Here is a 26,656-nt window from a genome sequence, read left to right on the forward strand (position 1 = left end):
CTTATCACAATATGGATACACTCACAATTCATGGTGTGCTAAACTTTAAATTTCAGAATAGTCCATACTATTATGGGGGATATGCCGGTGCATCATCCATTTTCAACAAACAGGACAAATGAACTGGTTTTGCTTGCTAAAGCTTCTCTACTTTTGTTGGCATTATTATTTTTCCTGGCACCTTGTGCCAGTGCCCGTGACTATTCAATTGATGGTGCTACGGCAAATATCACTGTAAGTCCAGGGGGCATAGTCCACGTGGAAGAATCAATCTCGTATTCATTTGAGGGAATCTATTTTGAAGTTTACCGTCAGGTATATCCTCCGGAAGGAGGCTCCATTGAGAATATCCGTGGATATTGCGATAACGGAGAATGTGAGTTTCGGGTAGTTCCTATCTCAGGTGGCTATGAACTGGTAGGCACACTTCCTCAGCCTACTCCTGAAAAAGTGACTTTTGTGGTTGCTTATGACTATTACAGAGGAGTTAAGGTCTACAATGATATTTCTGAACTACATTACAAGATGTGGGGTGAGGAATGGGAAAAACCACTTGGCAGCTTCATTGCAACTATCACGTTGCCTGGTGGAAACGGGGATGAAATTACTTACTGGGTCCATCCTGATGATTATACAACACAGAGCAATCTTCAAAACAACGTTATAAGTATAAAATCAGATAGGATCCCTGCATACAGGTTGTATGAGATCAGGGCAGTTTTTCCGAGAATAGAATCTCCTGATGCGAACTTTGTTTCAATACAGAATGAGGACGGTCTGGATGAGATATTGTCTCTTGAAAAGGCATACGAATTCAAAAGGAAAATAGCCCAAGTTATTCTGTTATTAATCGGTCTTATTGTAGCTGGCGTTTTCGTATTTCCTTTCATTATATATTTCAAATATGGACGGGAACCTAAGATAGATTACAATGCACTATACGAACGTGAACCTCCGACTGACTCAAAACCTGCGTACGTTAACGCCATGTTAAGGGGAAGGATAGGCACGCCAACCATTGAAGGATTCACCGGTACTGTCATGGACCTTGTGAACCGTGATTATGTGACACTTCACGACATAAAGCTTGAAAAGAAATTCATCGGTTTGTTCAGTCATGAAACAGAGGACATTGTCATTGAAATAAATAAAAAGGCTAACGTGGGAGAACTTCTTGATTTTGAAGCAGATGTTTATATGCTCCTGAAGTCACATGCTTCCTCAGGTAGTATATTATGGAGCGAGCTTAGAAAAGACCTTGGTAAGGGAACTGAATTCTATGAGTTCATCATCAAATGGAATAACAAGGTGAAACATCATATTAAGGTCGACAAACTATTTCTGGCGCAGGGCAATACATACATGGCTCTGTTCAATGTTTTATTCTTTTTTGCAGTGGTGCTTGGTTTCTTATTTTTGTTTGACTATTTTCCCCCGAATCTGTTTCCGTTTATGACATATGCACTATATATGGCTGTGCCGGCCCTGATTTTTATAATATGCGTATTTGTTCTGGTACTGGTCAATGAACAGAGTTTCGGAAAATGGACGCCTGAGGGAAGGCTGTTCCAGAAAAGCTGGAAGAACTTCAGTAGTTATTTGACAGATTTTTCCGCTCTGAAAGAACACCCTCCCGAATCCATACGGATCTGGGATTCTTATATGGTCTATGCAGTGGCCATGGGTGTGGCGGAGAAAGCCCTGAAAAACATGTCTCTGACAGTCCCTGCAGAACAGTTTGGGCATAGCCATTTCTATTCCATACACCATAGTTCCATGATTACAAGCGGTTTTAGTAGTGCTTACAATGCATCATCCCCTCAAAGTTCATCGAGTGGTGGTGGCGTTGGAGGTGCAGGTGGCGGCTTTGGTGGAGGTGGTGGTGGTGCCAGATAAACATAAGGAAATTGCGTGGGATAACTGTAAAGATAATTATGTAATTCACAGGAGAGGATTGAATGATATTAGAGATGGTAAGCTTGTTTGCATTAATACTGGTTTTAGGTCTTGGATTTGTAGTTATCTATAATAATCTCATAAAAATGAGGAACCGTGTTGAAAATACCTGGGCCCAGATAGATGTGCAGCTAAAAAGACGTAATGACCTGATACCAAACATCGTGGAAACTGTGAAAGGTTATGCAGAACATGAAAAAAACCTTTTTGAAAATGTAACGAAATCAAGGGCAGCAGTTTCATCCGCACAGGGGGTAAATGAGACTGCTGAAGCATCCAATATGCTAACTTCTGCCCTGAAATCCATGTTTGCAGTTGTGGAGAACTATCCTGATCTTAAGGCAAACCAGAACTTCATCCAATTGCAGAATGAACTTGCAAAAACTGAGGATAAGATTGCCTACAGTAGGCAGTTCTACAATGATGTTGTCATGAAGTACAACACCAGTATAGAGACAATTCCGAACAATATCGTTGCAGGTATGAAAGGATTTGAAAAGAAAGAACTGTTTGAAGCACCGGCTGAGGACAGGGCAGTTCCGGAAATTAAGTTTTAATTTCCATTTTATCGGCCATTTTAAACAAAACATTTAAGGTATGAACCGGCAATTAGCACACAAATGAAAGAGATAGAACTTAATGACCCCTATACAACTCCATACAGGGGTATATATGTAATATGCGACAGGAACAACGAATATGCAGAGGTCATCGAGCATACGAACTGTTATGGCGGTGCCGCATGGTCTAAGTTCCACTATTCACATTCACCGCTCATCCTGAACACACGTTCCATAGGGAACATGATCCGATATTTTGTGAAAACCGGTACATCTGTCCTTGAGCTTAAGCCATCCACTGCGGCTGCAGGTATTGAATCTGTCGTTGTGATCGGAGATGAGGTTCATATCACATATGCCGGGCTTGGAGGAGGCGGAGTAGGTGCTACAAAATGCAGGGCATTCGCAGAGGGTGTACTATGTTGCAACTATACCGAATCCGGTGGCGGGCGTGCAGCAAAAGGAACAGTTGTAGTTCCTAGAAGAGAGAGAGTGCTCATCGGCATAGATGACACGGATACAAAGGAAGAAGGAGCCACCTGGACACTTACTCATAATATGGCAAATGAACTTGATTGTATCGAATCCGTTTATCTTTCCCACTCACTTGTACAACTTTTCCCGGTATCTGCAAGGACACAGAACTGTGTATCCACCGTACTGGAATTTGCATGTGTGAACGAGAATGCGAAACAGGAACTGCTTGAGAGCATAAAGGTGGCGCTCCTGAAGTACAGCGTTTCCGATGAAACGGGGATGGTCGTTCTCTCAGACTTTGATGCGAAGAAAATGAACGAGTACAGCAAACAATGCCGCAGCGGTGAGCTCACAAAAGAATACGCAATGCAGTGTGCAAAAGACAATGATGTTGACATCTGGCTTGACGGCAATGGCGTTATAGGAGCACTTGCAGCGCTTGCATGGTTTGCACAGCCTGATGATTCAGTAAAACTGAATGCACAACTTAAGTAACAAAGATATGACCGATATTGAGGAAATAACCGGCCTTGAAGCAATTTACTTTGCAGCTATTGATAGCAATGTGAGGTTCATTACCGCAGTTGCCGGATATCCCATGACTGCGGTTGCAGACCACTTTTTTAAGGAAGAATATTCCAACGATTACGACATCCACTGGCTCACTAATGAAAAAGCAGCTCTTGAGGCTGCACTGGGTGCATCAGTGACTGGAAGAAGGTCTATGGTACTGGTCAAGCACGTGGGCATGAACCTGCTTTCAGATCCGCTCATGACTGCAATGATGCATACAATCGGTGCAGGGCTTGTTATACTTGTGGGGGATGATCCTGGAGCAAAGGCTTCACAGAATGAACAGGATTCCCGGTTTTATGGTTCTATCTCGGAAACTGCTGTTTTTGATCCGGCAACACCGCAGGATGCTTATGACTCACTGAACAGGGCATTTGAACTTTCAGAGGATGCAATGGTTCCTTTGATTATGAGAATAACTGATCGGCTGGAAAAGGAAATGGAGAAAGTCAGTCGGGCAATATCTGGTAAAAAGGATAACATTCTGCAGGCAAAATTTGACGGGAGTATCTGGAAATTGACCATGCACGGGAAACACCAGCGTTTCCACATTGAATCTGAACCACTTCTTATTCATGAATCTGAAAACTCACATTTTAACCGTATGTCATTGCACGGGGACAAAGTAGGAATTATTTCTTCTGGTTATCCTTCATGCATCATAGATGGCATACTGTCGACTCAACTTGTGTATTCAAACTATTCACACCTTGCCCTTGGTCTTGTTTCACCGTTTCCGTGGAGACTTGTGAAGCAGTTCATAAACAATCACGAGCGCATACTCGTTATAGAAGAGAGTGAAGCATTCATAGAATCATATGTTAACACATGTGACTGTATCCTCGGTAAGCGCAGTGGTCATCTGCCTGTAGGAATGATAGAAAAAGAACATGTGGAATTTGCCCTTGAGAATGTCGATAAGGATGAAGTTTCAAAATACACAGATATCCAGACCATTGTTAGCAGGGGATCAAGGCCCATATGTGACGATTGTCCGTTCATTCCACTCTATAATGTACTTCATGACATAGAAACGGTTGCAGGAGATATGGGATGCTCCATACGCACAGCACCGGACCCGCTTCATGCAGTCAACACAGGTTTTGCACTTGGTGGTGCAATCGCAACTGCATGCGGTTTTCCTGGGAAGGGAATGGCCGTCATTGGGGATTTCGGTCTTGCACACTCGGGTATTATAGGACTCATAAATGCAGTTGATGGTGGTTTTGATATTCTTGTCATTATATTGCAGAATGAAATAGCTGCCATGACTGGCGGGCAAGGGGCACCTGACCTTCGGGAAGTTGTAAGGGTTCTGGTACCTGATATGGCAGTTATTAACATTGATCAGAGCCTGAGTTCAAAAGGAGTTGCTAAAAGTCAGGATATGTTGAAAGATCTGATACAAAAGGAACTAAATAAAAAAGGTGTTTCTGTTATTTATATAGAAGGAAAATGCATTAAGTTTTGAATTCTCTAATAAATGCATGGTGTTTTTTAAAATCTGTAATGAATCCGGATATTTGATGTTTCAAGTTGATTGTTTGGAATTTATAGTTTTATATTTATAATTTCAAATATCAAACAATTAATTTGATAGGTTTACTTGAAGGCCGAGTATCTCATGTGAACCAGCACGTATATCCCTTGCGATTTCAGCACAACCTAGTGCAGCGCTCCACCTGTCCAGCACATGGGCTTTCACACTAAGATGTTCCTCTATTTTTTCAACGACGTAAGGTATTTCCCCCACAGAGCCTTCTATTACGACATCGCCAATCGACTTATAATCCTTCAGTAAAATTTGCATGCCTGCGATTTCCATGGCAGCAAAAAGTGCTATGCTGTCAAGGGCCATTATAGCCTGCAAATCTTTTTTATCAGCAGCCTTGATGAGGTCATGCCTGTCTGAAAAAGAGGTGTGTTTTAGAACTCCTGAATTTACAAATGCTTCATTTGCAGTCATCTTGCCTGCGTCTACATCCCTCAGGGCCTGCACATCCAGAGGGCCATGTCTTAATCCAGGAGCAAAGATGCAGGCATCCAGAGCGCCAATAATTTTTCCATCGGCAACACCTATTGTAACAGTATTTGAACTTATATCGGAAAGAACAAAATCGTTCAGTCCAAGGGAATATGCATGGTATGCAATTCCAATTTTTTCCGGGCTGGTGGAGTGTGAAAAAATATTCAGTCGTGGGTCGGTATCACTTCCATCGTGAATACCTGGGATGACAACAGCCGGTATGCCTGATGATTTAATTGCATCAAACACACGACTTCCTCCGCCTGTTTTCTGACCAGCCCCTTCTATGCTTTTGACACCTCTGTTCTTCAGATATCTTATGTCCTCTATGTTCCTGATGCCATCACCCATTGAATATGTAACAGCTATAAGGGAAATATCCGTGCTTTTTACATCAAAAGCATCTTCCATGGCTGAAACAAGCTGAGACTCTGTCATGTCAGCTGCTTTTGTTCTTGGAATTTCAAGTTTCAGCACCTTTCCGTCGGGGGAAAGCGCAGCAAAACGCATTGCAGTAGTACCGTGATCAATTCCAACAAACATAATATCTCACCTAGTCATCAGATAATAATGAATTAAGTTCTTCCATGATACGCTCCCCTTCCTTAAAGTTGCCAACAGTAGTTATTAAACGCAACTCCTGGAACGAAGTTCCATGTGAAATAAGAAGCCTGAGATTACCTCTGTCATCAGGTCGCTGTACCCGGGCGGTCAGTATTCCTCCTGAATTACCTTTTCCTTTTACAGTAATAATTGAAGGGATTATCTTTTTAATCTCTGAGTGCTGACTCATTAGTGATACTATCTTTTTACCATTTCGGCCGCCTATTATGGTAGTATGTGAACCACCAATTTTGGACCTCGGTCTGCAAATTTCCGTTTTACTGATAGTATCTGTCATTTCAAGGGAAATGACCTGAAGTTCTATAAAGTATTAATGGTTGAATCTATAAGCAAAAATTGAAATATTTATGAAAATTACCTTACAACGACAATTTTACAAAAAATCATTCAGAAGATCATATCTCCTGAATATTAGCCATTTCTATGAGTTTGATACTTGCGTCCTGCAGGACTTTAATGGCTGCCTCGATATCATTTACTCTGAGGATTAGAAGGGCCTTCTCTGTTTTTGTTACAAAGGCATAAGCATAGTCGATATTTATGCTTTTTTCACTAAGGACATTTGCAATCATTCCAAGTCCTCCTGGTACATCATCCATCTCAACACCCAGCACATTTGTTTCTGATACCGTAAAACCTGCATCATGAAGAACTTCATGTGCAGCATCCGGTTTGTCCACTACCATCCTGATAATCCCAAAGTCTCCTGCTTCGGCTATGGTGAATGCTCTGATATTGATATCAGCTTTTCTGAAGTTTGCTGCGATATTGGCAAGACGTCCTGGCTTGTTCTCAGCAAAGAGGGAGATCTGTTTTATTATCTTATCTTCCATATTAGCACCTGCACTTTCATTGAAATTTATGTTCTGTGAAATATTATAACTTTCTATTGTCCATTACTTTCTTAGCCTTGCCCATTGATCTTGGAATAGTGCCTTTTTCAACAAGTTCGACTTTTACTGCAAGGTTTAGCACATTCTTCAGCGCGGATTCAACTTTTTTCTCCAGGGAAATGATATCATTGACTTTGTCACTGAATGCTTCATCAGTTATCTCTATCTGGACCTTCATGATGTCAAGCTCATTCACTCTGTCGACAATGATCATGAAATGCTCGCCAACTTCAGGTATTTTCATGAGCACAGATTCAACCTGTCCGGGGAATACGTTGATACCACGCACAATAAGCATATCATCCGCACGTCCCAGTATTCTCATAATACGTGGATGTGTACGTCCGCATTTGCATGGTTCTTTGTTTATTACCGTAATATCGCCAATGCGGTATCTGATAAGCGGCAGTGCTTCCTTAGCAAGTGTTGTTATGACAAGTTCTCCCTGTTCACCTTCAGCAAGCTGCTCACCGGTTTCAGGATCAATTACTTCTATGAGGAACTGATCTGCCCATATATGTATACCATCCTGGTACTGGCATTCTGTACATAGAGGTCCGCTAAGTTCGGAAGTTCCATACACATCATAGGCTTTGATACCAGTAGCTTCCTCAATTCTTCCCCTCATTTCCTCAGTCCATGGCTCTGCGCCAAATATACCAACACGAAGCTTAGTATCGTTCTTTATGCTTACTCCCATCTGGTTAGCGACCTCATTCATGAAGAGGAAGTAGGATGGTGTGCATGCCATCACACTGGTGTTGAGGTCCTTCATAAGGTCAAGCTGTTTTTCTGTGTTACCGGAACTTGTCGGAAGAACAGTTACTCCTGCTTCTTCAGCACCATAGTGCAGGCCAAGGCCACCTGTGAAAAGGCCATATCCGTAGCTTACCTGAATTACATCACCACGGCCCACGCCAATTGATGTCAATGCCCTTGCAAGGGATGTGGACCATTCATGGATATCATTACGTGTATATCCTACAACAGTGGGTTTTCCTGTTGTTCCTGAGGATACATGGAAACGAACAAGTTGTTCATTAGGCACGCAGAACATTCCTGTGGGATAGGTGTCCCTGAGGTCTGATTTATACGTGAAGGGTAATTTCCTCAGATCATCCAGTGTCTGTATGTCTTGTGGATTAACATCAGCATCATCAAATATTTTCTTATAGAAATCAGAGTGAGTATATACATAGTCTATAAGATTTCTAAGTTTTCTTTCCTGCATCTTTTCCAGTTCATCAACTGGCATCCTTTCAATCAATGGGTTCCAGTACTCTGTCATTTAATCGCCCTTTATTTGATCAATTAAGATTGTTTTGGTTCTTTGTTCAATGAATCACATATCGAAGGATTGGGTTTGCCTCTGAGGATATCGCTTATCCTGTATTTGCATTCAAAAATGATGGTATCCATATCAGCAACTACATCTATGCCAGCAGCTCCTGCATGTCCTCCTCCGGTACCTTCATAGTTCTTACTAATATCTTCCATTATCTTGCCAAGATTCACGCCTACTGCAACTGCTTCACGCTTTGCTCTTCCGCTAATCCTTATGTTTGCATCACGTGACGTCCCGATAAGGGCCACATCTGCGCCAATATTAAGGAACATTGAAGATGCAGCTCCTCCGAATGAATTGACATGTGAATCCACAAGAAGCCAGTCATCGACTCTTTCAATATTTGCTCTGGTGGCACATTTTAGCATGGCTATACGCATTGATATGTCCTGGGGAGTTGCAGCCATCATTTCCAGTACATCTGCATATTCTACTCCGCTGCAAGTTATGATCTCAGAGACGGTTCTGAAAGTATCCTGCGTAGCATGTTTAAAGTGTCCTGTGTCGGTGATTATACCTGTCAAAAGACCCATGGCAGTGCGACGCATAATTGGGGCACCCATAGAACGGAGGATATCAAAAACCATTTCTGCAGTTGATGTTGCATGACGGTGAAGGTAGAATTCTGCATTCTCTATGAGAGCAGTGGTAGCATGGTGGTCGATCACACAATACTTGCCAAGCTTTATGTCATTAAGCTGTGAACTGGTTGAAGTGTCAACTACCAGGGTAATATCATATTCCGATGGGTCTGGCTTTTCGACCACGTCGATATTGAGTTTGTCAATAAGAAGCGAAGCAACTCTGTTGCACCCATCTACAAGGCCAATGGTTCCTCCAAGGGCCTCGGAAAGTGCGAATGCGCTACTCACTGCATCTGGATCTGCATTTCGGTGGCAAAGATAAAGAATATTGTTGTAATCCAGGAGTTTATTGAAAAACTCCGTTTCTTCAACTTGCATGGAAACCTCTGGATATCACCAACTGGTGTTGGTAATATCATCAGTATTGGGGGGCTGATTAAGCCTGGTTCCCCATGGACTGCTCGATTTGTTCCTGAAGTTGTGTGAAACGCTTTGAGATTCTTTCTTCTTGTCTGGAAATAGACTGTAATCTGAGTGAAAGTGTCTCGACTTTTTCGTTCAATTTAGAAACAGCTGCTTCCTTGCTGGATTTGATTTGTAATTCACCGACAGTGCGGTAAATAACGGCATCTTCTGGAACTTTGTTCAGCTCTTCCAGTGCCATTTCAGACTCTTTCTGCATGGATTCCATCTGGGATTTCTGCATAGCAAGAGACTGTGCCTGCTGCTGAACCTGCTGCAGCTGAGCCAGTTGGTTCTGTATCTGTGGGGGTATTTGCGTACTCATTTGGTTTCACCTGGCATACCAATAAACCTAAAGTGATTTTAATGTTTCTATGTGCCATGAACCAAAAAATAATGATGTGAAGGAAGGATAATCTGCAAAATAAAAAGGGATGAAACATGCTTTGCTGTATAATTATTCAAGGCATTCTGCAGTCTCTGATGCAACCTGAATGAGACGTAGCCATGTGTTGAGTGTTGAACGCATGGCAACAAGGTCATCAGACCTTACAGTAAGGAAAAGGGATGAATCTTTTATTTCCATATCGGCAGAGGATCTGTCTGTTACCTGGCTCTCAATTTCTGGTTTCAGGGAACGATATATGGAAGAAGCTACAGGTGTTTTGAACACTGATCTTGATATCAGGTGCAATCTTCATCACCGGTATATATCTTATGACTTTTTATCCTCAGACTGAAAAGCACTTTGCCTCGCTCCTTAAAGTCCATTTTATCCCCTGTGAGCTCCAGCAAAAGATGAAGTGAAGTTCTATCGGTTTTTTCTGGAAGTAGGATATCGGATATAATGGATACGAGTTCGTTATCTCCTCCTATGTCAAAACCTGATGATCTTGAGTGTGAGGCTGGTGCAGAAAGTACAGAAATATGAAGTGATAGTATGCAGTAACCGTCTGAATCATAAAACAAAATACTTCCTGGGTTGCCATGGTATTCACCAACTATAATAAGAGGCATGTTATGAGAAAGGGCTAACACCTCTCCCATACCCATCTTACCGCGGTTGGTGTACTCACAACCGAAAAAAGTTGCCAGATGCTTACATAGCGTACGCGTGCTGGCAGAAGGTTTGCGAGAAGAAGTGATTAACATCGCTTCTTACTCTGCTTTGATGCGTTTAATTGATGTTGGACGCTCTTTTACAAGAATACGGTGACCGCAGTATGGGCAGCGGATACCTGTATACTCGTAGTCGATTTCAACATCTCTTTTGCATCTTGTACATTTATAGGCCATATTTACCTTACTCAGCTATTGCTGCTTCTTTTGCCTTCTTTACAGAACGGAGAACTGTCTTACCTACGTTAGTCTGAGGCAGGAATGTTCCACCAGCAAATGTGTGACCGCATTTAGTACATTTCCATATACCTGTGCCTACTCTCTTTACGTTAGGACGTGCACATTTTGAGCACTTGTGAGGCATGCGCATCTTTTCTTCAAGGTCCGCTACCAACTTACGATCTTTCCTACCATATCGTGTACCAAATCTACCAGCGGACCTGGATACACGACCTTTTCTCGTATACTTTTTTGCCATGAATCTTATCTCCTTGAAATGTGTGAATTTAATGATATTGAATTTTTAGTTCAGATATTCAACAGATGGGTTTCTCTGAGCTCGGATGCTTTCTGGCAGGCAAATGCTACAGCTTTTAACAGCTTTTCCTCAGTAAGTGCACCATCGCCGCTCTTTTGCATTCCTGATATTGAGCCATCCTGATTAGAAACAATAGTTATGCGTGTGTCACAAACAGTTTCTTCATCAAGATCCGGGTCGACCATCAGTTCGCCGCCAATATCTACCAATGTTACAGACACAGGCATGTCCCTGATAGGTAGAGGCCTGTCTTCTCCACGTCCCTCGCGTTCACCAGGAACTGTTGCGGTCAACAGGGCAGCAATTGCACCCAGAGATGCAGCATCCTGAATATTGCCTGTGTTATTGAGAACATGGATATCGATGAATATAATCCAAACTTCTTCTCCCTCCGTAATACATAGCTTACTTAAATCAATTGCGCCTGATTCACGAATTCCCCTGTCTGTAACACGGGCCATTTCTATTGCTTTCTCTTTAGGAGGACCTGCCTCAAAATCAGGAGATGCAATTGGATTAAGCTCCATGCTTGTGATGATGACTCCCTCTCCGGCAGAGTCAGGGAACGGTGAACCTACCTGAAGTTTAACACCAACCAGAATCTCGGTCTCTCCCAGTTTGATCCATGCAGAACCTTCTGCCTTTTCGATTACATTGGTCCTGATATCTATGTTCCTTATTTCATCAAAAGTACGACCATCTTCACGTTTACCTTTGAGCATAAGGTTGTAAATATAATCTTTCTTAAGTATTGACATTACTTCATTACCCATCTTCACACCTCAGGCAGTCTCTTCTTCTTCATCTTCAGGACTTTCCGCTTCGTCGACATCTTCAAAGGATGACTCTCCTTCAACAATTTCAACGTCTTCGTAATCTGATTCTTCATCTTCAGACTTATCGTCGATTTCGTCATCATCTATTATGTCTTCTTCTGCATCCTCAATCTTTGGAATATCGGATTCTTCTTCCTCTTCTGAAGGTTCCAGTGTACTTTCAACAAGAGCAGAAACGTCTTCTTCTTCATCTGGGATTTCTACTTCATCCAGCTTGGCGAATTTGTTCTTGAGTGTCTCTTTCTGTAGCTCCAGAATCTGGCGACATCCTTCCTTACACATTTCAATTGCTTTCTTGAACTCTTCCTGTGTAATGTCCCCGTCCATTTGCAAGAGGGTTATTTCACCTTCGGAAGTAATAGCCATTGGAATGTCAGCATCACCAAAGTTGTCTTCTGCTTTATCAAGATCAAGTATCATCTGTCCGTCAACTTTTCCTGCTGCACATGCGGAAACAAGTCCTTTCATAGGAATTCCGGCATCTGCAAGAGCCATGGAAGCTGCATTAATAGCTGCTGTGCGGGTTCCGGCATCTGCCTGGAGGACCTCTGCGAATACATCAATAACAGCACCCGGGTAAAGGTGTGTCAGTACAACCGGTTCAAAAGCTTCCCTGCTGACCTTTGATATTTCGATACTTCTTCTGCTTGGACCTGGCCTTATACGGTCTTCCACAGAGAAAGCTGCCATATTATAACGATATCTTATCAATGCGGAATCTGCTTTCTGTAATCTTCTTGGATGGAGTTCCCTTGGACCATACACTGCTGCAAGTACCTTGTTCTTCCCCCATTCCAGATAACATGAACCATCAGCCCTGGAGAGTACGCCGATCTCCATCTTCATAGGCCTGATCTCATCAACACGCCTGCCATCAAGACGCAATCCATTTTCATCAATGAACTTTTCGGGTTTATCACTCATATTAATTCTCCAATGTTTGCACATTCTCCCTGTCGATATAAAAGAGATACCTCTGGGTCAATTCTCATCCTCTTCCAGAAGTGCATCCACTTTTCTGTAGGTATCTTCTTGTATCTCGCCTTCTCCTTCTGCATCCTCAGCGAGATTATTCTCTAAAACAGTATTTTCCTCCTCAGAAACAACTTTATTCTCACTCTTTAAGAAATGAGATATCCTTTCCGTCAACCCGGATGTGTGGGAATGTTTCATAATGAGCTCAATAGCTTCATTGAGAAGGTCCATTTCACTATCTTTACCGTTAATCCATATTCTTCCATTCTGGCCTACAAATATCTCGCAATTTGTTTCTTTCTTAAGCATTGATACCATAGAACCACCGTGTCCTATGATACGCGGGACTTTTGTAGGAGTTATTTCAATAACACGTCCTCTCTCAAGAGTTCTTAGGCCGCGTTCTCTCATGGTCAGTTCGACCTTCATGGATGAACTTACATCTTTTATTCGGAGCAACGTTGAACTGCCGATATCCATAATCTCCCTCATTCTGTCAGATTCCACACGTCTGGGAAACTCCGACACATGTAATAATCCATCATATGGTGAAACAATGTCAAATATCCAGTTAGAAGGAGTTATTTCTATAACTGTACCAATAACATAGTCTCTGGGTGATGGAATATACTTTCCAGAAAAAGGAATTACGGATATCCTGTTTTTGGAATTTTTTACTCCGTATAAAAGGGAATAGACTTTTCCGTCCTTTACAAAAGTACCTGGACCAGAATCAGCCTTGTTTTCGGACAATAGCTGCCCCGGAATTACAATTTCACGATCCATTATGCAGCCTCATAATAATTTTGTTTCAGCGTCCCCTTTGGTAAGGTGATTGACAAGGCCATAAAAATCCGTCTGCATACCTGCAGGCATTTTTATAACCGCAACCCATGAACCATCATTTAGCCATTCATTCTTGACAAGGGTTGCAAAATTCGCAATTTCTCCATAAGCTTTTGCTGCATATTCGCCTGGAACCTTTACAGCAACATCAACTTCCTCAAACCTTATGGGTATGATAGGGCGAATTGCCTTCATTACAATTTTCACCTGTTCATCAACACCTTTAAGCGGATCTATGTGGACTTTGGCTTCTTCCATTGCCTTCTGGATCCTGGCGGGTGGGTGAGGGGCTTTTGTCTGGGGATTCATAGCATTCTGTGCAATGAAAGTGATGACCTTCCTGGTCTTTTCTTCAAGAATGTGCTTTCTTTGCTCTTTTGTAAGTTGAAGATCACCGTGTACAAGAATCTGTTCGGCAACCTCTATTACATTGCTTGTGTCAAAAGTAGCGACAAGATCAGATTCAGCAACATGGTCTCCCTGACTCGCATCATAAAATATAGACTCTACAGCTATTATGTCCTCTATATTTACTTTCTCTCCCCTCTTGAGTGCAAAAGCACCTTCAGGTTCAACAAAGACTTCAAAATGATTCTTTCCTTTCTTGAGTCTTGCGATTACGGACTCGTCAAGAGATACCATGTTAGTTCACCTCATTATGCAAAATATTATTTTATTCAGTTGGCTCTTCCTGACCTTCTGAGTCATCTTTCTCTTCAGTTTCTTCTTTTGCTTCGTTCTTGAACTCTTCACGAACTCTGGATACGAGGTTTGCAACTTCTTCTTCTGAGAGTTTTCTGAACTGACGATCCTCGAGGGTTACAACACCCAGTTCGAGGGTGGCTGCATCTACTTTTCCTTCAGTTGAAGTGTAAAGTGCTTTCATACCCAGCATGATAGCAGCATCAATCTCCATGTCATCACTGTACTCTGCCTCAAATAATTCCATAAAGGCATTTCTGCCAGCTCCGATAGCTGTTGCCTTGTATTCAAGCAGTGCACCGCTTGGATCAGTTTCGAACAAACGTGGCCTGGAATCATCAACACCTGCGATAAGAAGGGCAGTACCGTAAGGACGGACACCACCGTACTGGGTATAGGTTTGCTTGTGGTCACAGATCTTCTTGGCAATTACTTCAACACCGATTGGTTCGTCGTAAGAGACCATGTTGACCTGGGCTTCTACTCTTGCCCGGTCTACAAGTGCACGGGCATCAGCTACAAGTCCTGAAGTGGCAACACCGATGTGGTCATCGACCTGAAATATCTTCTCAATGGATTCAGCTTCTATCAACCTGCTTGTAATCCTCTTGTCTACAAGTAATACCACACCATTTTTAGCTTTAATTCCCGCTGCGGTTGTACCCCTTTTCACGGCTTCTCTTGCATATTCTACTTGGAAGAGACGTCCATCGGGACTAAAAACTGTAATAGCACGATCATAACCCATCTGTGGTGTCATTTGCATCTTCACTTCATCTCCTAATTTATTTATAAATAATAATAGAATATATACGATAACTAACTGAAATATGCTTTCTATTCATTTATATGTGACTGTTCTTCGGGGTTAAATATATCTACACCCTCTAAATACTTTTTTGTTGCACCAAGGACCGTACCCGATATGCCAAGAATATGGATATTAACTCTTTTACCTTTTATATGTGTAACAGTGGCAATAGCAGCACGTGTTTGGCATACGTTTTCCCGGTTGCAACTTATTACTCCCTGCATTCCTTCAAAAGCGAAAAGCCATATATTGCATTCACTCGAACCGAGATCTCCAAGCAAACTGCCGGCTGCAGAAAATATCTCTCTTATCAGTTCGTCTCTGCTTACGGGTCCTTCAGCGATAAGTTCGAAAGCAAGATATCTTTTGTTTTCACGTATAGTGGGTGGAAGAACTTTCATTGTTCATCACCTTCGCTTGATATCTTATACAATGTAGGATTGACAATTTCCACACCTTTAAATACGTAATTGGAAGAAGGCCTGTTTTTTGCTATGATCTGCTCTGGTGCTGTGGAAATTCCGTATGTGGCTTCCTCAGGAGTCATACCAAAAAGCCTTGCAAGGGCAATCAACTCACGGGGAGCACGTAGATCATAATAAGAATTTCCATTACTTGTCAATATAAAAGGAACATCATATTTACGGACCAGTTTTAGATTTTTCCTGAAATTGGCCAGTGCTCTTACTCTCCTGCCTCCACGCTGTCCAATTATCTCTGCAAGATCAAATGAAATAGCGACATCATTTTCCTGTGCAGATTTTGCTAGGACGTGATTGAGTCCATTGTCTTTCATGGACCCAAAATTAGAGAGAATATCAACGTTAGAATTTTCCACTGCTGCCCGGTTTATGTTTTCACTACCGCCATGAACAATAATAACGTCAGTTATTTGTCGGTATTTTCCTACAAGGCCGTGTAATTTAGAAGCATTATCAGTTTTTAGCTCAACGCCACTGAAAACTTCTATACCACCAAGTACCACGGGCTTTTCAGGCTTGCAGGAATTAGAAGGATTTGTGATGGCGATACCTGCATAGCCAAAATGCTTTGCAAGGCCTGCCATTTCTTCAATCTTATTTTTGCCTTCGGGGACAGTATGGATATTCAGGTCGTAGAATTTGGTTCTAGCCAAATAATTCCTCCACTATCTGCCCTGCATGAACACGGTTCTTAGGGAAAGTGGCTATTTTCACTTTTGCAATAATGGCATCTGATGAAGAACTCAGTACTATTTTTCCAAGGCAGGCAGACTGCTTGTCAAACCTCATGTGGAATACCTGGTCGTCATCCAGCCTGTCAGGCATTTCATTGCGCAGGGTTTCGAGATCTTCATGGGACATGTGCTCCCTGATGAACCTGGCAAGTCTTACAGAGTCTGATTTGCGGGTAATCTGCGAACTGAGCATCACAGAGGAATTACCATAGTGACCTTCAATGTCGGTTACTTCAATTAATTCATCAGTAACATGATTGTCGGATTTGCCAGTGGCATTCCCTAAAAAGAAGTCCAGGGCAACTCGTACCCTGGAAAGATCCTCAGTTGAGTGTGCGATTACACGCAGGTTAATATAGTGGATCACTTGCCCCTGTTAAGGTTTGACCTGAGACTTGGTCTTGTTTTCTCAGTACCCTTGCCGCGTGTCATCATACCTCTGCCTTTACGGCCTGCACTGGTCTTACCGCGCTCTGCACGTCCTTTGTTGGTGCTAGCACAGATCCAGTTCAGGTTTTTATCACTCTTGATTACAGGGTGGCTTGGGTCTACGAGAATGACTTCATACCACTTGGCTTTTCCGTCTTCTCCAACCCAGTAGGAGTTAAGAACTTCCATGTTCGGGAATTTTCTGCTAGCACGGCCTTCAGCAATTCTCTGGATGCTCATGCCACCAGTGATCTTGTTCTTTCCCATGCGCTGTGTACGCCTTCCACGGATGTATCTTGACTTTCTGAGGCCACCTCTGCGTGTCTTTACACGGGCTACGATTATGCCCTGCTTTGCCTTGTATCCGAGGGAACGAGCACGATCAATACGGGTTGGACGTCTTATTTTTGTGACTGAGCCTTCTTTTCTCCATTGCTGGAGTCTTTCCCATCTCAGTTCCTGGACATAAGTGCTGTCCGGGTCTTTCCATGCGTCCCTTACGTATGCATAATATGATTTTGACAATTTGTTCACCTTAGTTTCATTTCTAGTTTCACGGTTCAGCTTGTGTAAAGCTACATTCCCACGGGACTCATCCCGACAATGAAACAGGACTACTACTTAACGTGATTTAATTTAAACCTTTGCACAATATGGTAGGAAGCACTATTTGCAAAATATCGATTTTGTCCGGAGTTAAAGATAATTTCTTTGTAAGTATTGTAACTACGCACTATCAACATATTTGATTATGTATGTCTTAAAAGAGGAAATTCAATGAACAGGACGAAAGTAAGCTATTCAGTTGATGTTATTCTGACTATATTATTTCTAGTAGTTGCAGTCACTGGATTTGTCATGTTCCTTGTCATTCCTTCAGGAGTTCCAAAGGGGCAATATCAGGAATACCTTGGAATTACAAAAGCTACGTGGACGCTCATACATAACAGGTCAGCCATTATAATGACATTATTTATGGGGTTACATCTTGTCCTACATAGAAAATGGATGTGTTATGCAAAAAGGAATATTTTCAAAAAGAGAAAGAAACAGATTGCAAAATTGACTATGTTTGAGCGAACTCATACATCGCTCCTGCAAATTACTTGAATTTACTTATATCTTCGCCTGAACGTAAAATGCCTGTAGCGTTACCCTCATTATCTTTTAAGATTACATCATACCAGCGCATTGGAATCTCATTACCATCTTTAGTAATAACCGGATGCTCTGTAAATTCGGGTAATTCTAATTGCTTATCAAGAGCCTTATCAAACATTCCTCTAAGTTCGTCTTCCAATTTATCAGGGACAAGTGACTTAATAAAGTCATTACCGATTAGTTCAAATTCACCGTAACCAAGAATATCATTGCCTTTGGTGTTTACAAGATGTATCTTCATTTTACTATCGATGACAAAAACAATAAAACCTGCAATATCCAGATAATTCATTGCTTCATTTCTTTCAGCAAGGATCTTATCCTGAAGGTGTTTTATTCTCAAAAGGGATCTGACTCTGGTAACAAGTTCAAGACGGTTTACAGGTTTGCCAAGGAACTCATCTGCTCCTACCTCTATTCCTTTGATACGGTCATCCTTTCCAGATAATGCAGTAACCATTACTACAGGCAGAAATTGAGTTTCCACAGATGTTTTCAAAATCCTGCATACTTCATACCCATTCATATCGGGCATCATTACATCAAGCAGGATAATATCAGGCTTTTCAGCTTTTACTTTATCCAGTGCTTCCTGACCACTATACGCAGGAATTACTTCATAGTCTGATTTAAGGTAAAGGCCCATCAACTCTACTATGGCTTGTTCGTCATCAACAATGAGTACTTTATCCCTGTCTCGCATGAATCCTAGGCCCCCTTATGGCATGTAAATTGAATAAATACATTGCAATATAAATCTAATGGTTACCTTATTGTTTTGTAACTCTATTCTGTAAAATAACAATAGTATATTTTACTATTAATTATATAGTTCTATCTACATATAAAGTTTAGGCATAGAAAAATGCCTGCCTTGTAGAATCTTTACTACAAAGATATAATGTGGGGCTGGTGAGATTCGAACTCACGATCGACGGGTCTCTCCGAACAGCTGCAAAAAACAGCTTATGTTCATGAGCACACATCAGTGCTCCAACGGTTCCTCACAAACCAACCCCGTCGGGTTAGTCTCAGTAGACCCGTTGTTCATCATTTATCCGCTGGAGCCCATCGCCATGCCGGGCTAGGCCACAGCCCCATATATTCGGGCAGTACCCCCAAAATACATCTTATCTATGATATATTTAGCGGTACATTCCTTCTTGTGTTATATGTTTTTATCAGCAACCCGGTCTAAATTTCCGAATTGACACAACTCATCACATAACTCTTCTACTTTTAAGCGTAATTCTTCCATTGAGTGGCCGAACATGCTAGTTAAATATATTGCACCACCAGCACCTACTCCCTCTTTAACAAAACCAACTTCATACTGCTGTAGTCCCTTAAAGCTGGATTTTCCAAATTCGGGGTCAGCTCCTTCGTACATGGCACCAATCTCTTCAGCGAGCTCTGTGAAATTAGCAGTTTCATCCCTGACAACGTAGCTAGTGGTTACTATTTTGATATTGTCTGTCGAATAACCCATATGTTTGATAACAGCAAAGATTGAAGCCATCTGGGTGCCACCTGCAAGTATGGTGGGGGTATCTCCCAGGCCTGCTGCAATTCCAGCCACAGCTACCATCATTGGGTCGCCAACGGATTCAATTGCCTTAAGGGGCGTATCGCGTAAGGATCCAAATGTGATGCCTGATGATTTCAGTGCATCCTCAACAACCTGTTTTTTGAGATTAAGGGGATTCGAATTTGAACTGCTGCTAACGTTACCATCATAACCCAATGCCTGAAGCACAGCATTTGCGGTTGTTGTTCCTGCAGGAATGCTTTCGCCAATTACAATAAGGTCATGATCATTTGCAAGCTTTTCCCCAAGTTTGAAGGCATTTTTGAATACATTTTCAACATCATGCACAGCAATTGTTTTTCTGATATCATTACCTGGCAATCCACCAATATCAATCAATGGTACCTGTTTTGCCGGAAGAACGCGCAGACCTGCGTTCACAAACACATGTGGAATGCCTGTAATTGAAAGTGCCGCACGTGTAATAAGGGCAGGTGTAGGCGTATCATATGGTGGGGTCATTGGAAGAATGGGAATATCAATGATCATTCCCGTCTCAAGAACCTCCGCATCGCCTGCTGGCGTGTAATCTGTTAGTTTTGCAGTCTTGCCTGCTGCAGAAAGGCCTTCTATATACGCCGTTTCTGTATTTCCAAGAACACACACAAACAATGGTTTTTCAGGTAACCGGTCTTTTTTAGGTGCTAATATATCCATGCCAATCGCCTTGATGTATTTTACAGGGGGTATATGACCTTTTCCAGATGGATTTAGTAAGTTCTTGCAACATATACCTGAGTACCTGCATCTGATCCGCATACAGGACATTTTCCTGTGCATCCTTCTGTTTGTTCAGTAGGGATGCCCAGAATACCTGCGCCTATCTCCTCTTCGATCATCAGGCCGCATTCCTTGTTGCCGCACCAGAATATCTTTGCTATTCCCTGAGGCAGCTTGTCTTTAACGGTATCAAGGTCAGCACAGTCAAATACGCGTTCCTGCAATCTGGATACTGCTTTATCGTAAAGGTTTTCATGGATTTCATCAAGCAGCGAAATAATCTCTTCTGTGATATTATCAAGGGATACTTGTTTTTTCTCGCCAGTGTCACGGCGTGCAAGCATAGCAGCATTGTTCTGAAGATCCCTGGGGCCAAGCTCCAGTCTCACAGGAACACCGCGCATTTCCCATTTGTAATATTTGGCACCGGGACGACTGTCACTTGCATCTATTTTTACGCGTATGCCTGCAGCTTCAAGTGCACTCTTTACTTTTTCACAAGCTTCAAGGACACCTTCGGGCTTCTTGAATATGATGGGGATAATAACTACTTGCACAGGAGCAACTGCTGGTGGGAGAACCAGACCTTTGTCATCTCCGTGTATGGATATCAGGGCAGCTATGGAACGCTCAGAGACACCATAACATGTCTGGAATGCATATACCTGCTCTCCTTCCTCGTCCTCATATGTTATGTCGAATGTCTTGGCAAAGTTGTCACCAAGGTGATGTGCTGTACCTACCTGAAGGGTTTTACCGTCAGGCATCAGGGCATCGGTAGCTATGGTATAATCTGCACCAGGGAATTTATCCCAATCAGGTCTTTTGGACGCAAGGACCGGAACTGCAAGCTGGCGGTAAAATTCAGTGTAAAGCTTTATGGCCTCATCTACCTGTGATGCTGCATCTTCCCATGTAGCATGAACTGTATGTGCTTCCTTGAATGATGTGATCTCACGAAGCCTTATAAGTGGGCGTGTGTGTTTTGTCTCGTACCTGAAAGTATTGACTATCTGGTAGAGCTTAAGGGGCAAATCTGCGTGGGACCTAATCCATAATTTGTACATGGGGTAGATCGCGGTCTCGCTTGTTGGACGGAGTGCCAGTTTAACATCCAGGGGGGTAGTGCCTCCATGTGTTACCCAATAAACTTCATTTTCAAAGCCTTTTATGTGTTCGGCTTCTTTCATGAACTCATTTTCAGGGATAAGAAGTGGAAATAGTGTTTCCTGATGATCTTTATCAAGCAGCCTGCGAATAATGTCATAAACGTTTCTCCTGATATTAAATCCAAAAGGGAACCATACATAAAGTCCTTTAACCGGATAACGTACGTCCATAATCTCGCCTTTCAGGAGGAGGTCATTATACCATTCACTGAATTTCTCTTTTGAAGGAAGCGCAGCCTCTTTTTCTTGCTCTGCCATTTATTCACCTGTTTACAGTTGATTTTGGCTACATTAACTAATACATTGCTTATAGGCATTTCCTTCCATGGTTCAAATAAAGGTTAAACCAGCAGTTGGTAGCAGTAAAAAGAGAAAGGGTAAAAGGGATAATGTAAGATGGATCTGATGCTTTTCCTGTCCGTTTTCATGCAGAGATACCAGTCAATGCATCTTATCTATCTGATTTTTGCATGGGGATTGACAGGCCTCTGGCCTCCTTTCTGCTTCAATTCAATATGAATTAATTATACTATATATTTAATTACCCACTCAATGTTGTGGTAATCCATACTTAAGGAGTATAATCATGTAAAAAAACAAGTGGAATGAAAACTCATTCCTTTAGCTGGTGTTCAGAGTCACTTGCATCAAGTTCCATCTCTGAGGAATTAACATCAAATACGATCATACCTGTCTTAAGATGCCCTGCTTCTTCCTTTTCAAGAACGCATGATTTTACCTTATCTGATATAATTGCACTGTTGCCGAATGGATCTTCTATTATGACCGTAAGAGGATACTTACCCTCCATGGCTTCTTCTAAGGCTTTCTGTATCTCAAGGCCTTTTAAGTGTTTTTCCTCTTCATCCTTTGCCCATTTTGTAGCAGTGATGACTACCTGGTATATCCTGTCAAGCACGCCTTCAATATTGGTGATGTAAGAATCTGATACGGAGCCTGGCTCGACGTGGATTCCAAGTTCAGGTATCCTGATGGTGCCTGAGGTGGAACGCACGACCCTGCTATTAAGATCTTCAAGGCCTTCAACTTTAAGCTCATACCTCATTGGTTCTTTCTGTGAAAGTATGAGGGTATCTGCAAATCTAAAACTGCACTGGCATACCGCAGTTATGTACATCACTTCGTCAAAATAGGGTATCTTATCACCCTGCCATCTGATAATCAGTTCTTCATGGCAGAGTGGGCATGACGTTCTTGTTTCAAAACTACGGCATGATTCGTTATCTGTCAATATCTTCCACCAGTTATCTTTGATCTGTCGATTTTGATCCCTGTAGGCGTTACAAGGACCTGGTCATCCTTTATGCCAGCGATATCTCCATGAACATCCAGGACAACGTCCTTTAGGTCCTTTAAAGCACGATCAAGCAACAACTTGTCCACTTTAATGTTGGATATGTCGATCATTACGATATTACCGTCATAGATCTCTTTTTTAAGTGAGGTAAGTTCGTTAAGATTTGTGAGTTCCGCGACCCTGATATAAGTCTCTGCAGGCTCATCATCTATTACCTCTTCATACTTGGTAAGGTCAAGTTCAGTATATTCATCCTCTAGGGTTGAGCTTTTGCTGCTGCCACCAAATAATTTGTTCACGATATTTGCCATAATTCGCCCTCATGTATTCAAAAACATTGTTATATTAATATCATTCCTACTTAAAATGTTACCGGACTGTTAATATGAACTGTGCTGGTATTTATATTTAAACTCATCCTATTTTAATGATTTCTTTTAGATGTCCAGGTTCCAGAGCTTGTCACCTACATAATGGATGGATTTTACCGCCTTTCCCTTATTGCCCTTCATGTCTGCACCAGGTATTAATGCAGTGCCAATTGCAAGTGGTTTGCTGTGAGCTTCCTCTATTATGATCACAGGGTCATTTTCCTTTATATCAGGGTCAGCGTCAACAATTCCGGGGCACATGATGTCCGCACCATTTATAACAAAACGTACGGCTCCAGAATCGACAGTTACGACGTTCTTTGTCAGGCCCAGTTTCAGTACTCCTTTTACAGTGGGGAAGTAAAAGCTATTTATCTGGAATAATAGTGGTTCCCCGTCAACGAGTATAAGGGACAGGTCCTCTATATTTGCTGTTTCGAACTTGCTGTTTTCAAGCTGATTTACAGCTTCACCAAAAATGGACTTTATATCACTTAAGAGTTGATTCTTTGCTGATTTTCTTAGCTGTATCCTGGATTTTATTTTCAACTAATCACCTGCAAGCAGATACATATTATTTGATTGCTATTGCTTTAATTAGCGTGATGAAATAAGTGCTGGATGCTTTTAAAGCTTATGCGGGTAAAGCCTGCCAGCGTCCATATAACTTCATCTTACGATTACAACAGGCACTCCGCCGATATCAAGGACATCAACTGCTCTTCCTGCGGAGACTACTTCCTTTTCTATCTCAACACATTCAGGGTCAAGTTCAAGCATATCCCCTTTGACTTTTACAGTTATCTTTCCTTTTGCAATCTCATCAGCGATCTTCTTAGGATTTTCTTCCAGCAGTGCGTTGATTATGTCCTTTGCCTGCCCTCTGAATTTAGGACCAATGACACCCATATTGGGTTTGACATTCACAGGAACATGCTCGAAATCAGGCTCACCTGCAATAACCTCTACAGGAGAGTTCGTAGCCCCCAGCACATCAGTTATGTCTGCAAGACTTCCATATATCTCGATCTTTTCAAGAGGGGCATTGAGTGCCATACCATGCTCGGATTTATATCTCCTCACATTGCTTGCAACATCCTTTATGAACTCACCTGATTTCTCAATTTCAGCATCTATCATGGACTCGCAAACTTTTGGCCATGAATGAACATGTACACTGCCATTACCGATACGGGAGAACATTTCCTCCGCAAAGAACGGAGCAAACGGAGCAAGTAACCGGGAAAGAGTGTCAATTGCAACATATAATGTGTACTTTGCAGCTTTCTTCCCGGACTCGTCATCACCATACAGACGTGATTTGACAAGTTCGATGTAATTGTCTGCAAGTATGTCCCATGTGAAACCCCTGACAGCTTTGAATGCTTCATCAAACTGATAATCATCCATTGAACCGGTAACAGACCTCACAAGAGTATTCAGGTTGCTGAAAAGCCACCTGTCGACTATCTTCAGCTCGGATACATCCATCTCACAGTGCTCGTAATCTTCGAGATGAGACATTGCAAACCGATAGATACTCCACATCTTTGTGAAGAATCTCGATGCAGAAACGACATCCTTCCAACGGAACATCACATCTGATCCTGGAGATCCACCAATAGCAGCCCATTGCCTGAATGAATCTGCACTGTAGTCTTTGATCACTTCTTCAGGAGCAATGACGTTACCAAGTGATTTGCTCATCTTGTGGCCATCTTCTCCAAGCACCATACCGTTGACAAGGATGGCATCCCATGGCTTCTTCCCGGTTATTGCCATGGAGCGTAATATTGTATAGAATGCCCAGGTCCTGATAATATCGTGGCCTTGTGGGCGAAGTTGTGTAGGTAACCTCATTTCATGATCAGTGAGCCATCCTGAAACATGAAGTGCTGTGATTGATGAGTCCATCCATGTGTCCAGAACATCCTCTTCAGCTTCAAATTCTGTGCTGCCACATTTGCATGCTTCTGGTGGTTGTTGCTGTGTAGGGTCAATAGGCATCCATTCTTCCTTTGCAACCATTACCCCATCACAGTGCTTGCAGTACCATACAGGTATTGGAGTTGCAAAGAGCCTCTGGCGGGATATGCACCAGTCCCATTCCATTGTATTGGTCCAGTTGTCAAGCCTGACCTTCATATACTCCGGCAGCCACTCGATATCATTTGATGCTTTTGAAACCTCATCCGTATCTATCTTAATGAACCACTGGCGTTCGGAAAGAATCTCAATAGGGGTGCTGCATCTCCAGCACATACCGACATTCTGTTCAAGCGGTTTCTGCTCAAAGAGATGACCTTCTTTTTCGAGGTCTTCAATAATGGCTTTCTTACATTCAGGAATGGACATTCCCTTGTACTTGCCAGCAATATCGGTCATAAGGCCGCTCTTGTCAATGGCCTTTCGCAGTGGAAGGCTGTGTTCCATCCACCATCTGACATCCTGCTTGTCACCAAAGGTGCATATCATAACCACACCAGTACCAAATGCAGGGTCTACGTCCTTGTCACCGATGACCTTGACATCATGACCGAAAAGAGGAACCTTGACCGTTGATCCAAGATGTTCCTTATAGCGCTCATCTTCCGGATTGATGGCTACTGCAACACATGCTGCAAGCAGTTCCGGCCTGGATGTAGCTATCTGGAGTCCATCAAAATACAGATAATTGAGCTTTGTCTCCCTGGAATCATATTCCACTTCTGCAAAAGCAATTGCTGTTTCACATCTTGGACACCAGTTTACAGGGTGTTCGGACTGGTAGAGACGGTCCATGTCATACATCTTCCTGAAAGACCTCTGGGTCTTGGAATAGTATTCAGGTTCCATCGTCACAAATTCATTGCTCCAGTCAGTTGAGAAACCGAGGTTTAGCATTGTGTTCCTCATTTTCTCAATATTGCCGACTGTAAGCTCGCGACACATGTTCCTGAACTCTTCCCTCGGTACCTCGTTCTTTGTTATGCCGTGAATTTCCTCTACCTTTACTTCGGTAGGAAGACCATGACAGTCCCATCCCTGTGGGAACATCACATTATAGCCGCACATGCGCTTGTATCTTGCAACAAAGTCAATGTAGCACCAGTTAAGGGAATTGCCGATATGGAAGTTTCCTGTGGGGTATGGCGGTGGTGTATCAATTATGAACTGGGGTCTGGTGCTGTCTTTCCAGTCGAAATGATACATGGACATATTCCATGAATCCCGCCATTTAGGCTCTATAATGTGTGGGTCATATTCTTTTGGGACGGTCATTGTGACTCTCCGATAAGTATAATCAATTAGTGTTGTAATTGAATGTATTGATTGTGTTTTTTACCCTTAGTGGTGTAAGATTATTTAAATTATCTG

At 42.3% G+C, this 26,656-nt stretch carries 31 protein-coding genes and 1 tRNA gene; 5 read left to right on the forward strand and 27 right to left on the reverse strand.

Annotation, left to right across the window (positions count from 1 at the left end; genetic code table 11):
- Window positions 1-72: 72 nt before the first annotated feature.
- From QZZ23_RS05815 to QZZ23_RS05830, 4 genes are all read left to right on the forward strand, one after another.
- A complete protein-coding gene (locus tag QZZ23_RS05815; RefSeq protein ID WP_292467685.1) occupies window positions 73-1,896 on the forward strand; it encodes a DUF2207 domain-containing protein in 1,824 nt (607 codons plus the stop codon).
- A gap of 62 nt (window positions 1,897-1,958) precedes the next feature.
- Complete coding sequence (locus QZZ23_RS05820) at window positions 1,959-2,513, forward strand: LemA family protein (protein WP_292467686.1); 555 nt, start codon at window positions 1,959-1,961, stop codon at window positions 2,511-2,513.
- Window positions 2,514-2,576: 63 nt separating this feature from the next.
- Window positions 2,577-3,488 carry a methanogenesis marker protein 11 gene (mmp11, locus tag QZZ23_RS05825; RefSeq protein ID WP_292467688.1) on the forward strand — a complete coding sequence of 304 codons (912 nt, stop codon included), beginning with the start codon at window positions 2,577-2,579 and terminating at the stop codon, window positions 3,486-3,488.
- Window positions 3,489-3,495: 7 nt separating this feature from the next.
- Window positions 3,496-5,037, forward strand: a complete 1,542-nt coding sequence (locus QZZ23_RS05830; RefSeq protein WP_292467690.1) for a thiamine pyrophosphate-dependent enzyme — start codon at window positions 3,496-3,498, stop codon at window positions 5,035-5,037.
- A 117-nt stretch (window positions 5,038-5,154) separates the two neighbouring features.
- Here QZZ23_RS05830 and QZZ23_RS05835 read toward each other — a convergent pair whose 3' ends face one another.
- The 19 genes from QZZ23_RS05835 to QZZ23_RS05925 all read right to left on the reverse strand — a co-directional run bounded on the left by QZZ23_RS05835 (window position 5,155) and on the right by QZZ23_RS05925 (window position 17,497).
- The gene (locus tag QZZ23_RS05835; protein WP_292467692.1) at window positions 5,155-6,135 is read right to left on the reverse strand and encodes a methanogenesis marker 12 protein; all 981 of its coding nucleotides are present in this window, start codon (window positions 6,133-6,135) and stop codon (window positions 5,155-5,157) included.
- A 10-nt stretch (window positions 6,136-6,145) separates the two neighbouring features.
- Window positions 6,146-6,493 (reverse strand): DUF2103 domain-containing protein, encoded by a 348-nt coding sequence (locus QZZ23_RS05840; RefSeq protein WP_292467694.1) that lies wholly within the window; start codon window positions 6,491-6,493, stop codon window positions 6,146-6,148.
- 118 nt (window positions 6,494-6,611) lie between these two features.
- Entirely contained in the window at window positions 6,612-7,049 is a 438-nt protein-coding gene (locus tag QZZ23_RS05845; RefSeq protein ID WP_292467696.1) for an acetolactate synthase, read from the reverse strand.
- A 43-nt stretch (window positions 7,050-7,092) separates the two neighbouring features.
- On the reverse strand, window positions 7,093-8,397 hold the full coding sequence (locus QZZ23_RS05850; protein WP_292467697.1) for a phenylacetate--CoA ligase family protein: 1,305 nt from the start codon (window positions 8,395-8,397) through the stop codon (window positions 7,093-7,095).
- A 23-nt stretch (window positions 8,398-8,420) separates the two neighbouring features.
- On the reverse strand, window positions 8,421-9,416 hold the full coding sequence (locus QZZ23_RS05855; RefSeq protein ID WP_292467699.1) for a DHH family phosphoesterase: 996 nt from the start codon (window positions 9,414-9,416) through the stop codon (window positions 8,421-8,423).
- Window positions 9,417-9,474: 58 nt separating this feature from the next.
- Complete coding sequence (locus QZZ23_RS05860; protein ID WP_292467701.1) at window positions 9,475-9,825, reverse strand: prefoldin subunit beta; 351 nt, start codon at window positions 9,823-9,825, stop codon at window positions 9,475-9,477.
- A gap of 132 nt (window positions 9,826-9,957) precedes the next feature.
- Window positions 9,958-10,194 (reverse strand): KEOPS complex subunit Pcc1, encoded by a 237-nt coding sequence (locus QZZ23_RS05865; protein WP_292467703.1) that lies wholly within the window; start codon window positions 10,192-10,194, stop codon window positions 9,958-9,960.
- Complete coding sequence (locus tag QZZ23_RS05870; protein WP_292467705.1) at window positions 10,185-10,652, reverse strand: hypothetical protein; 468 nt, start codon at window positions 10,650-10,652, stop codon at window positions 10,185-10,187. Before QZZ23_RS05870 ends, QZZ23_RS05865 begins: the two co-directional genes overlap by 10 nt.
- 6 nt (window positions 10,653-10,658) lie before the next feature.
- The gene (locus QZZ23_RS05875) at window positions 10,659-10,796 is read right to left on the reverse strand and encodes a DNA-directed RNA polymerase subunit P (protein WP_292467707.1); all 138 of its coding nucleotides are present in this window, start codon (window positions 10,794-10,796) and stop codon (window positions 10,659-10,661) included.
- 7 nt (window positions 10,797-10,803) lie between these two features.
- Window positions 10,804-11,097: a 50S ribosomal protein L37ae gene (locus QZZ23_RS05880; RefSeq protein WP_292467709.1), complete on the reverse strand. Its 294-nt coding sequence runs from the start codon at window positions 11,095-11,097 to the stop codon at window positions 10,804-10,806.
- A 50-nt stretch (window positions 11,098-11,147) separates the two neighbouring features.
- Entirely contained in the window at window positions 11,148-11,936 is a 789-nt protein-coding gene (gene rrp42 / locus QZZ23_RS05885) for an exosome complex protein Rrp42 (protein ID WP_292467711.1), read from the reverse strand.
- Window positions 11,937-11,939: 3 nt separating this feature from the next.
- Entirely contained in the window at window positions 11,940-12,917 is a 978-nt protein-coding gene (rrp41, locus tag QZZ23_RS05890; RefSeq protein ID WP_292467714.1) for an exosome complex exonuclease Rrp41, read from the reverse strand.
- 57 nt (window positions 12,918-12,974) lie between these two features.
- On the reverse strand, window positions 12,975-13,754 hold the full coding sequence (gene rrp4, locus QZZ23_RS05895; RefSeq protein ID WP_292467716.1) for an exosome complex RNA-binding protein Rrp4: 780 nt from the start codon (window positions 13,752-13,754) through the stop codon (window positions 12,975-12,977).
- A 9-nt stretch (window positions 13,755-13,763) separates the two neighbouring features.
- The gene (locus tag QZZ23_RS05900) at window positions 13,764-14,456 is read right to left on the reverse strand and encodes a ribosome assembly factor SBDS (RefSeq protein ID WP_292467718.1); all 693 of its coding nucleotides are present in this window, start codon (window positions 14,454-14,456) and stop codon (window positions 13,764-13,766) included.
- Between the two features lie 31 nt (window positions 14,457-14,487).
- The gene (gene psmA, locus QZZ23_RS05905) at window positions 14,488-15,282 is read right to left on the reverse strand and encodes an archaeal proteasome endopeptidase complex subunit alpha (protein WP_292467787.1); all 795 of its coding nucleotides are present in this window, start codon (window positions 15,280-15,282) and stop codon (window positions 14,488-14,490) included.
- A 71-nt stretch (window positions 15,283-15,353) separates the two neighbouring features.
- Window positions 15,354-15,728, reverse strand: a complete 375-nt coding sequence (locus QZZ23_RS05910) for an Rpp14/Pop5 family protein (protein ID WP_292467719.1) — start codon at window positions 15,726-15,728, stop codon at window positions 15,354-15,356.
- Window positions 15,725-16,462 (reverse strand): ribonuclease P protein component 3, encoded by a 738-nt coding sequence (gene rnp3, locus QZZ23_RS05915; protein WP_292467721.1) that lies wholly within the window; start codon window positions 16,460-16,462, stop codon window positions 15,725-15,727. Before rnp3 ends, QZZ23_RS05910 begins: the two co-directional genes overlap by 4 nt.
- Window positions 16,455-16,910 (reverse strand): RNA-binding protein, encoded by a 456-nt coding sequence (locus tag QZZ23_RS05920; protein WP_292467723.1) that lies wholly within the window; start codon window positions 16,908-16,910, stop codon window positions 16,455-16,457. Before QZZ23_RS05920 ends, rnp3 begins: the two co-directional genes overlap by 8 nt.
- On the reverse strand, window positions 16,907-17,497 hold the full coding sequence (locus tag QZZ23_RS05925; RefSeq protein ID WP_292467725.1) for a 50S ribosomal protein L15e: 591 nt from the start codon (window positions 17,495-17,497) through the stop codon (window positions 16,907-16,909). Before QZZ23_RS05925 ends, QZZ23_RS05920 begins: the two co-directional genes overlap by 4 nt.
- A 252-nt stretch (window positions 17,498-17,749) precedes the next feature.
- On the opposite strand from QZZ23_RS05925, the gene QZZ23_RS05930 reads away from it, so the two are divergent.
- Window positions 17,750-18,082: a DUF4405 domain-containing protein gene (locus QZZ23_RS05930; protein ID WP_292467727.1), complete on the forward strand. Its 333-nt coding sequence runs from the start codon at window positions 17,750-17,752 to the stop codon at window positions 18,080-18,082.
- Here the strand turns inward: QZZ23_RS05930 and QZZ23_RS05935 are convergent.
- The 8 genes from QZZ23_RS05935 to QZZ23_RS05970 all read right to left on the reverse strand — a co-directional run bounded on the left by QZZ23_RS05935 (window position 18,075) and on the right by QZZ23_RS05970 (window position 26,560).
- On the reverse strand, window positions 18,075-18,836 hold the full coding sequence (locus QZZ23_RS05935) for a response regulator (protein ID WP_292467728.1): 762 nt from the start codon (window positions 18,834-18,836) through the stop codon (window positions 18,075-18,077). The two genes, QZZ23_RS05930 and QZZ23_RS05935, sit on opposite strands and share 8 nt — an antisense overlap.
- Before the next feature lie 201 nt (window positions 18,837-19,037).
- Window positions 19,038-19,232, reverse strand: a tRNA-Trp gene (locus QZZ23_RS05940).
- A 69-nt stretch (window positions 19,233-19,301) separates the two neighbouring features.
- Complete coding sequence (gene cobT / locus QZZ23_RS05945; protein WP_292467730.1) at window positions 19,302-20,378, reverse strand: nicotinate mononucleotide-dependent phosphoribosyltransferase CobT; 1,077 nt, start codon at window positions 20,376-20,378, stop codon at window positions 19,302-19,304.
- 53 nt (window positions 20,379-20,431) lie between these two features.
- Window positions 20,432-21,868, reverse strand: coding sequence for a proline--tRNA ligase (gene proS, locus QZZ23_RS05950; RefSeq protein ID WP_292467732.1), 1,437 nt, complete (start codon window positions 21,866-21,868; stop codon window positions 20,432-20,434).
- Window positions 21,869-22,223: 355 nt separating this feature from the next.
- A complete protein-coding gene (locus QZZ23_RS05955) occupies window positions 22,224-22,862 on the reverse strand; it encodes a ZPR1 zinc finger domain-containing protein (protein WP_292467734.1) in 639 nt (212 codons plus the stop codon).
- Window positions 22,859-23,239, reverse strand: coding sequence for a cell division protein SepF (gene sepF, locus QZZ23_RS05960; protein ID WP_292467736.1), 381 nt, complete (start codon window positions 23,237-23,239; stop codon window positions 22,859-22,861). The genes QZZ23_RS05955 and sepF overlap by 4 nt, the downstream gene beginning before the upstream one ends.
- A 126-nt stretch (window positions 23,240-23,365) precedes the next feature.
- Complete coding sequence (locus QZZ23_RS05965) at window positions 23,366-23,848, reverse strand: RNA-binding protein (protein ID WP_292467738.1); 483 nt, start codon at window positions 23,846-23,848, stop codon at window positions 23,366-23,368.
- Between the two features lie 120 nt (window positions 23,849-23,968).
- The gene (locus tag QZZ23_RS05970; protein ID WP_292467740.1) at window positions 23,969-26,560 is read right to left on the reverse strand and encodes a valine--tRNA ligase; all 2,592 of its coding nucleotides are present in this window, start codon (window positions 26,558-26,560) and stop codon (window positions 23,969-23,971) included.
- Between the last annotated feature and the right edge of the window lie 96 nt (window positions 26,561-26,656).

Origin of the sequence: Methanolobus sp. (assembly GCF_016278385.1) — an archaeon.
In the GTDB taxonomy this organism is placed as follows: Archaea; Halobacteriota; Methanosarcinia; order Methanosarcinales; family Methanosarcinaceae; genus Methanolobus.